The sequence below is a fragment of the Streptomyces sp. NPDC031554 genome (assembly GCF_055580685.1).
The window spans coordinates 72836-84341 of sequence record NZ_JBVIKX010000005.1; the positions used below are offsets into that span (position 1 = coordinate 72836).

Below are 11506 nucleotides of genomic sequence, written 5' to 3' on the forward strand. Positions count from 1 at the left end.
CGTCGTTTACCTTCGCGTGTCGCCGGGCAGTCCGCCGCCGCGTCACCCCTGTGGGGGAAATGTAAAGAAAGAGGGGCGGGAATGTGCCCTCATGTTCCCCTTGTCGTGTCACCTCGCAGAAATCTGTCACTCCGGTTTGAACACTCGCCGGACCGCGTCCGTACCGGTGGGGGAGCGACCGACTCGGGGGAACCCCCGGACACCGGAGGTGGGCGTGCGCAAGGATGCGGCCGTGGCCAATGAACGTGGATCGAGGGCCCGACATCGCATGTCCCAGCCCTCGGAGCCTGATGAGGAGCTGATGCGTGCTCTGTATCGGGAGCATGCCGGACCCCTTCTTGCGTACGTTCTGCGACTGGTTGCCGGTGACCGGCAGCGCGCGGAGGACGTCGTGCAGGAGACACTCATCCGTGCCTGGAAGAACGCCGGTCAGCTCAACCGGGCGACCGGATCGGTACGCCCCTGGCTGGTGACGGTCGCACGGCGCATCGTCATCGACGGCCACCGCAGCCGGCAGGCCCGGCCGCAGGAGGTCGACCCGTCGCCGCTGGAGGTCATCCCCGCGGAGGACGAGATCGACAAGGCGCTGTGGCTGATGACGCTGTCCGACGCTCTCGACGACCTGACCCCGGCCCACCGGGAGGTGCTCGTCGAGACGTACTTCAAAGGGCGTACCGTCAATGAGGCGGCCGAGACGCTGGGCATACCCAGCGGCACCGTGCGCTCACGGGTCTTCTATGCCCTGCGGTCGATGAAGCTGGCTCTCGAGGAGCGGGGGGTGACGGCGTGATGAGTGTTTACGGGGGATTCGGAACGGGTGGTTCGGGTATGTCTGGCCCCATGCAGGGAGCTGTGCAGGGATCTCCGAGCCCGAGCGAACACGAGACCGTCGGCGCCTACGCCCTCGGGATCCTCGACGACGCCGAGGCAACCGCTTTCGAGGCGCATCTCGCCGGGTGCGAGTGGTGCGCCCAGCAACTCGACGAACTCGCCGGGATGGAACCGATGCTGGCCGCGCTCGCGGACCTGCCGGGCGCCGGGACCCCCGCGATCGGCGAGTCCCTGTCCGCGAAGCCGGGCCCGCGGCTGGCCGAGAAGCTCGTCGTCGAGGTCTCCGACCAGCGTGCCCGGAAGCGCCGGCGCAGCATGTACATGATTGCAGCCGGTGTCGCGCTGATCATCGGCGGCCCGCTCGTGGCCGTGGCGGCCGGGGGCGGCGACAGCGGCGGCGGCACCGCCGTCGAGGCGGGTGCGAGCCCCGCGAGGTCGGCCTTCGAGACGCTCTCGGACAAGGTCACCGGCACCGACCCGGGCACCAAGGTCACCGCGACCGTCGCCATGGGCGAGAAGGCCTGGGGCACCGAGGCCGTCGTCGAGCTGAAGAACGTGGCGGGCCCCAACAAGTGCTCGCTCATCGCCGTCGGCAAGAACGGCGAACGGGAGACCATCTCGTCGTGGTCCGTCCCCGAGTGGGGCTACGGCCTGCCCGGCGCCAAGACCGATCAGGCCAAGAACCCGCTCTACGTCCAGGGCGGCGCCGCGTTCACCCCGAACGAGATCGACCACTTCGAGGTCATGACCTTCGACGGCAAGAAGCTCGTCGAGGTCGACGCGCCGTAGCCCGCAGTGGCCCCCTTCGCGTACGGTTGACGGCTGCCCAGCACGTCAGAAGGGGGCCCGGTGGCCGCTCAGGCTCAGCAGGAAACCGCGGTCGACTCGGTTCAGGACTCAGTTCGTGACCGTGAGATCAGCGTCGAACAGGAACACCTGGACCGGGTGTACCGGCGCCTCGAGGAGAAGATCCACGAGGCCGAGTTCCTCATGCACGACGCGGCCCGCCGCGGCCAGGTCGGCACGCCCGGCGCCCTGGCCGAGCGGGACGCCCAGGTCTTCCGGGCGGGGGTCCACCTCAACCGCCTCAACAACGAGTTCGAGGACTTCCTCTTCGGCCGGATCGACCTGCTCGCCGGCAAGGACGGCAAGAAGGGCCCCGACGGCGCCTACACCGCCGTGGAACCCGCCGACGGCGCGATCCGCGACGACGACACCGCCGACATCGCCGAGACCCTCCACATCGGGCGCATCGGGGTCCTCGACGAGGACTACGCCCCGCTCGTCATCGACTGGCGCGCCCCGGCCGCCGCCCCGTTCTACCGGTCCACCCCGGTCGACCCCGGCCGGGTCGTGCGCCGCCGCGTCATCCGCTCCAAGGGGCGCCGCGTCCTCGGCGTCGAGGACGACCTGATGCGGCCGCGGCTGACGGCCCGCCTCGACGGCCGGGAACTGCCCGTCATCGGCGACGGCGCCCTCATGGCCGCCCTCGGCCAGGCCCGCGGTCACACCATGCGCGACATCGTCGCCTCCATCCAGGCCGAGCAGGACATGGTCATCCGTGCCCCCGCCGCCTCCGTCACCTACGTCGAGGGCGGCCCCGGCACCGGGAAGACGGCCGTCGCCCTGCACCGGGCCGCCTACCTCCTCTACCAGGACCGGCGCCGCTACGCGGGCGGCATCCTGATCGTCTCCCCGACCCCGCTGCTCGTCGCGTACACCGAGGGCGTCCTGCCCTCCCTCGGCGAGGAGGGCCAGGTCGCGATCCGCGCCATCGGCTCCCTCGTCGACGGCCTGGAGGCCACCCTGTACGACTCCCCGGCGGTGGCCCGCGCCAAGGGGTCGTACCGGATGCTCAAGGTGCTGCGGAAGGCGGCGCGCGGGGCGCTCGAAGGGGGGCGGCCGGGCGGCGCGTCACCGGCCGGACAGCTCGCGTTCGGGGAGTCCGCCGACGACACCGACGACACCGGCACCCGTCCGCAGCCTTCCGCGGGCACGCCCGACCGGCTGCGCGTGGTCGCCTTCGGGCGGCGTCTGGAACTGGAGGCCCGCGACCTCGACCGGATCCGGCAGAACGCCCTCGGCGGCACCGCGCCGGTCAACCTGCTGCGCCCCCGCGCCCGCAAGCTCCTGCTGGACGCCCTGTGGGAGCGCTCCGGCGCGTCCGGCCGGCACAGCGACCCCGAACTGGCCGCCGAGCTGCGCTCCTCCTTCGACGAGGACGTGACCGGCGAGGACTCCTTCATCGCGTTCCTCGACGCCTGGTGGCCCGAGCTGACCCCGAAGTCCGTCCTGGCCGCCATGGCCGACGAACGCCGGCTCGGCCGCTGGGCCCGCCGCGTCCTCAACCCCGGCGAGGTCCGCAGGGTCGCCCGCTCGCTCAGGCGCGAGGGCCACTCGGTGCACGACATCGCGATGCTCGACGAGCTCCAGGCGATCCTCGGCGCCCCGGCCCGCCCCCGCAGGAGACGCGAACTCGACCCGCTGGATCAGCTCACCGGCCTGGAGGAGCTGATGCCGGTGCGCGAGGAGTCGCAGCGCGAACGGGCCGAACGCCTCGCGCAGGAGCGCACCGAGTACGCGCACGTCATCGTCGACGAGGCCCAGGACCTCACGCCGATGCAGTGGCGCATGGTCGGCCGCCGCGGCCGGCACGCCACCTGGACGGTCGTCGGCGACCCGGCCCAGTCCTCCTGGTCCGACCCCGACGAGGCCGCCCAGGCCCGCGACGAGGCCCTCGGCAGCCGCCCGCGCCGCCGCTTCCAGCTCACCGTGAACTACCGCAACCCGGCGGAGATCGCCGAGCTGGCCGCGAAGGTGCTGGCCCTGGCGATGCCCGGTGCCGAGTCCCCGAGGGCGGTGCGGTCGACGGGGGTCGTCCCGCGCTTCGTGAGGACGGACGAGCGGCAGGGCACGGCGGCGGGGGGCACCCTGGGCGCGGCGGCCCGCGCCGAGGCCGAACGCCTCCTGGAACGGGTGGACGGCACCGTCGGCGTCGTCGTGGCCATGAACCGCCGCGAGGAGGCCCGCCGCTGGCTCGCCGGACTCGGCGACCGAGTGGTGGCCCTCGGCAGCCTGGAGGCCAAGGGCCTGGAGTACGACGCGACGGTGGTCGTCTCCCCGGCCGAGATCGCCGACGAGTCCCCGGCCGGCCTGCGGGTGCTGTACGTCGCGCTGACCAGGGCGACCCAGCAGCTGACGGTCGTCTCCGCGGACCGCGACGAACCCGACGCGGACGGGGTGCCCGATCTGCTGAGGGACTGATTCCTGTGAAGTTCCCGCACGGGAATGGTGTTCCGGGATCCGTTTGTTAGCCTGGACGTGACACCGGCTCGATCCAAGCCCCCGGGCCCAACCTTCGTCGCCACGAGCGACCACTTGCCGCGAGGCGAGCATGGCGGGTCGGTGTCACAGACAGAGGGAAGAGGCCCACGTCCGTGTGACGTGGGCCTCTTTCGTTGTGAACTCAACGTTCGCAACCCGGGGCGGCTAACGCCTACTCGACAGTAGGTGCGACGATCGAACGGCATCCAGCGTCACCGGTGAAAGCAGAGGAAGTCGGCCATGGCAACGGCGCCCAGCGTCTCCTACTCGATGACGGTCCGGCTGGAGGTGCCCGCGAGCGGAACCGCGGTCTCCCAGCTCACCGGGGCCGTCGAGTCCCACGGAGGCTCGGTGACCGGCCTCGACGTCACGGCTTCCGGCCACGAGAAGCTCCGCATCGACGTCACGATCGCGGCCACGTCCACGGCGCACGCCGACGAGATCGTCGAACAGCTCCGCGGCATCGAGGGCGTCACCCTGGGCAAGGTCTCGGACCGTACCTTCCTGATGCACCTCGGCGGCAAGATCGAGATGGCGTCGAAGCACCCGATCCGCAACCGCGACGACCTCTCCATGATCTACACGCCGGGCGTGGCCCGGGTCTGCATGGCGATCGCCGAGAACCCCGAGGACGCCCGCCGCCTCACCATCAAGCGCAACTCCGTTGCGGTCGTGACGGACGGCTCGGCCGTGCTGGGCCTGGGCAACATCGGCCCCAAGGCCGCGCTGCCGGTCATGGAGGGCAAGGCGGCCCTGTTCAAGCGGTTCGCCGGCATCGACGCCTGGCCGCTCTGCCTGGACACCCAGGACACCGACGCGATCGTCGAGATCGTCAAGGCGATCGCGCCGGGCTTCGCCGGCATCAACCTCGAGGACATCTCCGCCCCCCGCTGCTTCGAGATCGAGGCCCGGCTGCGCGAGGCCCTCGACATCCCCGTCTTCCACGACGACCAGCACGGCACCGCCATCGTCGTCCTGGCCGCCCTGACGAACGCCCTGCGCGTCGCGGGCAAGGGCATCGAGAACATCCGCGTCGTCATGTCCGGCGCGGGCGCGGCCGGCACGGCCATCCTCAAGCTGCTGCTCGCGGCCGGCGTGAAGAACGCCGTCGTCGCCGACATCCACGGCGTGGTGCACGCCGGCCGCGAGGACCTCGTCGACGCGGCCCCCGGCTCGGCGCTGCGCTGGATCGCCGACAACACCAACCCCGAGGGCCTCACCGGCACCCTGAAGGAGGCCGTGCGGGACGCGGACGTCTTCATCGGCGTCTCCGCCCCCAACGTCCTCGACGGCGACGACGTGGCCGCCATGGCCGACGACGCGATCGTGTTCGCGCTCGCGAACCCCGACCCCGAGGTCGACCCGGCGGTCGCCCGCCGGACGGCCGCCGTGGTGGCCACCGGCCGCTCCGACTTCCCGAACCAGATCAACAACGTGCTGGTCTTCCCGGGTGTGTTCCGCGGCCTGCTGGACGCCCAGTCCCGCACCGTCAACACGGAGATGATGCTCGCGGCCGCGAAGGCCCTCGCCGACGTGGTGACCGAGGACGAGCTGAACGCCAACTACATCATCCCGTCCGTCTTCAACGACAAGGTCGCCGGCGCGGTGGCCGGGGCCGTGCGGGAGGCCGCGAAGGCCGCCGGGGCCGGCGCCTGAGACCCCGTGGTGTGCGGGGGCTGTGAGGATCGCCACGACGTGCCATGAAACCGGCGCGTCGTGGAACCCGGTTCCCCTGACCGCCCTCTAGGGTGGGCGGCCGGTCGGTTGGCCCTTTTCGTGTGACTCCCAAGGGTGTTCTCACGACTCCTGCGGGTGCCGGATTGGCTTTCCCGCCGCAGGTGGGGGCAGGATGCGTCCCTGGGCGCGAGGGTCCGACAAGGGACCCGGGTCCGGGGACTGTCCGAGGACCCTGGCAGCATCGGCTTCGCTGTGCCCAACATGCGGCTCCGCCGCGTGGCACGCCGCAACGGCAAGAAGAACACGGGAGTAAGAACATGAACCGCAGTGAGCTGGTGGCCGCGCTGGCCGAACGCGCCGAGGTGACCCGCAAGGACGCCGACGCCGTCCTGGCCGCGTTCGCCGAGGTCGTCGGCGACATCGTCTCCAAGGGCGACGAGAAGGTCACCATCCCCGGCTTCCTGACCTTCGAGCGCACCCACCGTGCCGCTCGCACCGCGCGCAACCCGCAGACCGGCGACCCGATCCAGATCCCGGCCGGCTACAGCGTCAAGGTCTCCGCGGGCAGCAAGCTCAAGGAAGCCGCCAAGGGCAAGTGACGCTCCGCTGAGAGCGCGGCGGGGTGACTGCGGACCGGTCCGCCGCCGGTCACGCAGCGCCCCGCGCCCCTTCGGGGGCGTCCGAACACGCCGATGGGGCGGCCACCCGGTCCGGGTGGCCGCCCCATCGGCGTGTGCGCGGGACTGGGCTATCCGAGTGCCTTGCCCGGCAGTTCCACCTTCGCGCCGAGCTCCATCAGCTTGTCCATGAAGTTCTCGTAGCCGCGGTTGATCAGGTCGATGCCGTGGACGCGGGACGTGCCCTGGGCCGCGAGGGCGGCGATCAGGTAGGAGAAGCCGCCGCGCAGGTCGGGGATGACCAGGTCCGCGCCCTGGAGTTCGGTCGGGCCGGACACGACCGCCGAGTGCAGGAAGTTGCGCTGGCCGAAGCGGCAGTCGGAACCGCCCAGGCACTCGCGGTACAGCTGGATGTGGGCGCCCATCTGGTTGAGCGCGGAGGTGAAGCCCAGCCGCGACTCGTAGACCGTCTCGTGGACGATGGACAGGCCCGTGGCCTGGGTGAGGGCGACGACGAGCGGCTGCTGCCAGTCCGTCTGGAAGCCCGGGTGGACGTCCGTCTCCAGCGCGATCGACTTCAGCTGCCCGCCGGGGTGCCAGAAGCGGATGCCCTCGTCGTCGATCCGGAAGGCGCCACCCACCTTGCGGTAGGTGTTCAGGAACGTCATCATCGAGCGCTGCTGGGCGCCGCGGACGTAGATGTCGCCCTTGGTCGCCAGCGCCGCGGACGCCCAGGAGGCGGCCTCCAGCCGGTCCGACAGGGCGCGGTGGTCGTAGCCGCCGAGCTTGTCCACACCGGTGATGCGGATCGTGCGGTCGGTGTCCATCGCGATGATGGCGCCCATTTTCTGCAGGACGCAGATCAGGTCCTCGATCTCCGGCTCGACGGCCGCGTTCGAGAGTTCCGTGACGCCCTCGGCGAGGACCGCCGTCAGCAGCACCTGCTCGGTCGCGCCGACGGACGGGTACGGCAGCCGGATCTTGGTGCCGCGCAGCCGCTGCGGGGCCTCCAGGTACTGGCCGTCCGCCCGCTTCTCGATCTTCGCGCCGAACTGCCGCAGCACGTCGAAGTGGAAGTCGATGGGCCGGCCGCCGATGTCGCAGCCGCCCAGGCCCGGGATGAAGGCGTGGCCCAGGCGGTGCAGCAGCGGGCCGCAGAACAGGATCGGGATGCGGCTGGAACCCGCGTGGGCGTCGATGTCGGCGACGTTGGCGCTCTCGACGTAGGTCGGGTCGAGCACCAGCTCGCCCGGCTCCTCACCCGGCCGGACCGTGACCCCGTGCAGTTGCAGCAGGCCGCGTACGACCCGCACGTCACGGATGTCCGGAACGTTGCGCAGTCGGCTCGGCTCACTGCCCAGCAGGGCGGCGACCATGGCCTTGGGCACGAGGTTCTTCGCACCGCGGACCCGGATCTCGCCCTGAAGCGGGGTTCCGCCGTGGACAAGCAGGACGTCGTCTGAGCCGTTGACGGTCATGTATCTCGCGTTCCGTGGAGTGGTGGGGCAGGGCCGAGAGGACAGAGTAATCGCCGCGGACCCCGGTCCCGTAAGCCCGAGGAGCACTCAGGGAGGTCATGGCTGTGTCACAACACGAACCGTTTCCCGCCGGGTACGCGGGGTCACCGCGGGCGGGCCGCGCCGTCCGTGCGCCCGGACCGCGCGCGTGCGCCCGCCCCGCCCCCTCCTCGTGCCCCGGTTGCCTCCCCGCACGCGGGGAAGATGGGGGATCATGTCTGGCATGACCGAGGTGTCCTCGCTCACAGGGCGGCTGCTCGTGGCAACCCCCGCCCTGGCGGACCCGAACTTCGACCGTGCGGTGGTGCTCCTCCTCGACCACGACGAGGAGGGCTCCCTCGGTGTCGTCCTCAACCGCCCGACGCCGGTGGGCGTCGGGGACGTCCTCGAGGACTGGGCGGACCTCGCCGGTGAGCCGGGTGTGGTCTTCCAGGGCGGCCCGGTCTCCCTCGACGCGGCGCTCGGCGTCGCCGTGATCCCCGGCGGCGCCGCCGTCGACGGCGCGCCGCCGGGCTGGCGGCGGGTGCACGGCGCGATCGGCCTGGTCGACCTGGAGGCCCCGCCGGAGCTGCTCGCCTCGGCCCTCGGCTCCCTGCGGATCTTCGCCGGGTACGCCGGGTGGGGCCCCGGCCAGCTGGAGGACGAACTGGCGGAGGGCGCCTGGTACGTGGTGGAGTCCGAGCCCGGTGACGTCTCCTCGCCCTCGCCGGAGACCCTCTGGCGCGAGGTCCTGCGCCGCCAGCGCAGCGAGCTGGCGATGGTGGCGACGTACCCGGACGACCCTTCGCTCAACTGACGGGTGTGACCTTCAGTACCCTTGGCCGTATGAGCACTCTTGAGCCCGAGCGCGGCACCGGAACGGGGACCCTCGTAGAGCCGACGCCGCAGGTGTCGCACGGCGACGGTGACCACGAGCGCTTCGCGCACTACGTCCAGAAGGACAAGATCATGGCGAGCGCGCTCGACGGGACTCCCGTCGTGGCGCTCTGCGGCAAGGTGTGGGTGCCCGGCCGCGACCCGAAGAAGTACCCCGTGTGCCCCATGTGCAAGGAGATCTACGAGTCCATGGGCTCCGGCGGGGACGACAAGGGCAAGGGCAAGGGCGACAAGTGAGGTGCTCCTCGGGCCGAGGCCCGAGGACGCCGGTCTTCCCCGCCGCCGCGCCGCCGCCCGGCACGGCCCGGGCGGGGGGCCCGCGGCTCCTCGTTCCGCCGCGCCGTGCCGGAGCCGCGGCCGCACCCGTGCTCCCCGTTCCGTGACCGCCGGGCCCGGCGGCCTTTCCCGCCGATCGCGCGAGAGGCGAATTCTCCCGGATGCCTTCCGGTTCTCCCCGGTGCCTTCCGGGAGGAGTCGCGCGGCGTCCGTGGACGGCCGTCCGGTTCTCTCGCCGTGACCGCCGTCACATGATTCCGGTTTCGTTTCCGGTTCCGCTTCCGTTTCTGTTTTCGGTCCCTTTTCCCGACCGTCCCGCCGGCCGTGTTCCCGGTGGTCCGGCCGGCGCTCGTGACGTGCTCGGCGCATTCCGTTCCCCGTCATGACGAACGCCGGCCGGACGTGCCGGTCCCGCCCCGCGGCGCCTTCCCGCCGCCCTTCGCGATCCGTGTGCGGAGGGGTTTCGTGAAAGGCGTCCCGGAGGTGCCGGAGGAGGCCGGGTCCACCGGCGGGGCGAGCCGTGCGCGGATTCCCGCGGCGGATTCTTTTCCCTCGCGCCGCCCGGAACGGCCTCCTCTCCTTCCGCTTCTTCCACCTCTTCCGCTTCTTCCTCTTCACCGGGTCGTCCGTCATCGGCGACACTTCTCGGTCGACGCTGTCGATGGCGCCGCCGGTGTTCTTCGGCCCCGGCGGAGCGGTGAAGGACCGACGTGACTTCTGGCAACGAGATCATTCCGGCGCCGCGCGCCGTCGAGGGCCCCGCGCGGGGCGGGGTGCGGCTGGACGACCGCACCACCCTGTGGGCCGCGCCGGGCACGGAGACCACCGAACGCTGGCTGCGGGCCACGGTCGGCGCCGCGCTCGGCCTGCCGCTGCGGACCGGCCCCGAGCAGGCCCGCGACGGTGTGAGACTGCTGGTCGACCCCGCCATGGAGCCGGAGACGTACCGGCTCGGTGCCGTCGCCGGCCGGGGCGTCGAGATCCGCGGCGGCGACCCGGCCGGTGTCTTCTGGGGCGCGCAGACCCTGCGTCAGCTCCTCGGTCCGGAGGCCTTCCGGCGCGCTCCGGTGCGGCCCGCGACGCGCCACGAGATCCCGTGCCAGGTCATCGAGGACGGTCCCCGTTTCCGCTGGCGCGGTCTTCTCCTCGACGTGGCCCGGCACTTCATGCCCAAGGACGGCGTCCTGCGCCAGCTCGACCTGATGGCCGCGCACAAACTCAACGTCCTGCACTTCCATCTGACCGACGACCAGGGCTGGCGCATCGAGATCGGGCGCCATCCGCGGCTGACCGGGATCGGCTCCTGGCGTTCCCGCACGAAATTCGGCCACCGCGCCTCACCGTTGTGGGACGACAGGCCGCACGGCGGCTTCTACACCCGGGACGACATCCGGGAGATCGTGGCCTACGCCGCCGACCGGCACATCACCGTCGTCCCCGAGATCGACGTGCCCGGACACTCGCAGGCGGCCATCGCCGCCTATCCGGAACTGGGCAACACCGACGTCGTCGACACCCGGGCGCTCTCCGTCTGGGACACCTGGGGGATCAATCCGAACGTGCTCGCCCCCACCGACGCCACCCTGCGCTTCTACGAGGGCGTCCTCGAGGAGGTCCTCGAGCTCTTCCCGTCGGAGTTCATCCACGTCGGCGGCGACGAATGCCCCAAGGACCAGTGGCGCGCCTCGCCCACCGCGCAGGCCCGCATCGAGGAACTCGGCCTCGCCGACGAGGACGGACTGCAGGCCTGGTTCATCGGCCACTTCGGCACCTGGCTCGCCGCGCGCGGGCGGCGGCTCGTCGGCTGGGACGAGATCCTCGAGGGCGGCCTCCCCGAGGGTGCCGTGGTGTCGTCCTGGCGGGGCCGCGCGGGCGGGGCCGCCGCCGCGCGCGCGGGGCACGACGTCGTCATGTGCCCCGAGCAGCAGGTGTACCTGGACCACCGGCAGGACGGCGGCGCCGACGAGCCCGTGCCGATCGGCTACGTGCGCGGCCTGGAGGACGTCTACCGGTTCGAGCCCGTGCCGCCCGGACTGACGCCCGACGAGGCGCGGCACGTGCTGGGCGCGCAGGCCAACGTGTGGACCGAGGCGATGGAGGACGCCGCGCGCGTGGACTACCAGGTCTTCCCCCGGCTCGTGGCCTTCGCCGAGGTCGTCTGGAGCCGGCTGCCGGCCCCGGAGCGGCGCGACTTCGCCGGCTTCGAGCGGCGGATGGAGGCCCACTACGGCCGCCTGGACGCCCTGGGTGTCGCCTACCGGCCGCCGGGCGGCCCCAAGCCCTGGCAGAAGCGGCCCGGCGTGCTCGGCCGCCCGATCGAGGGGCCGCCCCCGGACCGCTGAGCCAGGCCCGCCCCCGGGCCGCCGGGTACGCCGGGCCGCAGAGCAC

9 protein-coding genes are annotated in these 11506 nt (G+C 72.0%); 8 read left to right on the forward strand and 1 reads right to left on the reverse strand.

The window, feature by feature from the left end; genetic code table 11:
- Positions 1-268: 268 nt before the first annotated feature.
- The 5 genes from ACZ5FU_RS15065 to ACZ5FU_RS15085 all read left to right on the forward strand — a co-directional run bounded on the left by ACZ5FU_RS15065 (position 269) and on the right by ACZ5FU_RS15085 (position 6431).
- Positions 269-790 (forward strand): sigma-70 family RNA polymerase sigma factor, encoded by a 522-nt coding sequence (locus ACZ5FU_RS15065; protein WP_010039908.1) that lies wholly within the window; start codon positions 269-271, stop codon positions 788-790.
- 50 nt (positions 791-840) lie between these two features.
- Complete coding sequence (locus ACZ5FU_RS15070; RefSeq protein ID WP_451529893.1) at positions 841-1620, forward strand: anti-sigma factor family protein; 780 nt, start codon at positions 841-843, stop codon at positions 1618-1620.
- 60 nt (positions 1621-1680) lie between these two features.
- Positions 1681-4095 carry a HelD family protein gene (locus ACZ5FU_RS15075; RefSeq protein ID WP_451529892.1) on the forward strand — a complete coding sequence of 805 codons (2415 nt, stop codon included), beginning with the start codon at positions 1681-1683 and terminating at the stop codon, positions 4093-4095.
- A 300-nt stretch (positions 4096-4395) separates the two neighbouring features.
- On the forward strand, positions 4396-5811 hold the full coding sequence (locus ACZ5FU_RS15080; protein ID WP_451529891.1) for an NAD-dependent malic enzyme: 1416 nt from the start codon (positions 4396-4398) through the stop codon (positions 5809-5811).
- 338 nt (positions 5812-6149) lie between these two features.
- Positions 6150-6431, forward strand: coding sequence for an HU family DNA-binding protein (locus ACZ5FU_RS15085; protein WP_451529890.1), 282 nt, complete (start codon positions 6150-6152; stop codon positions 6429-6431).
- Positions 6432-6580: 149 nt separating this feature from the next.
- Here the strand turns inward: ACZ5FU_RS15085 and murA are convergent, their stop codons facing one another.
- A complete protein-coding gene (gene murA, locus ACZ5FU_RS15090; protein WP_451529889.1) occupies positions 6581-7927 on the reverse strand; it encodes a UDP-N-acetylglucosamine 1-carboxyvinyltransferase in 1347 nt (448 codons plus the stop codon).
- 262 nt (positions 7928-8189) lie between these two features.
- On the opposite strand from murA, the gene ACZ5FU_RS15095 reads away from it, so the two are divergent.
- The 3 genes from ACZ5FU_RS15095 (at position 8190) to ACZ5FU_RS15105 (ending at position 11460) form a co-directional block, all read left to right on the forward strand.
- Positions 8190-8762: a YqgE/AlgH family protein gene (locus ACZ5FU_RS15095; protein ID WP_451529888.1), complete on the forward strand. Its 573-nt coding sequence runs from the start codon at positions 8190-8192 to the stop codon at positions 8760-8762.
- A gap of 29 nt (positions 8763-8791) precedes the next feature.
- Positions 8792-9079: a DUF3039 domain-containing protein gene (locus ACZ5FU_RS15100; protein ID WP_451529887.1), complete on the forward strand. Its 288-nt coding sequence runs from the start codon at positions 8792-8794 to the stop codon at positions 9077-9079.
- Between the two features lie 749 nt (positions 9080-9828).
- Positions 9829-11460, forward strand: a complete 1632-nt coding sequence (locus ACZ5FU_RS15105) for a beta-N-acetylhexosaminidase (protein WP_451529886.1) — start codon at positions 9829-9831, stop codon at positions 11458-11460.
- Positions 11461-11506 lie beyond the last annotated feature (46 nt).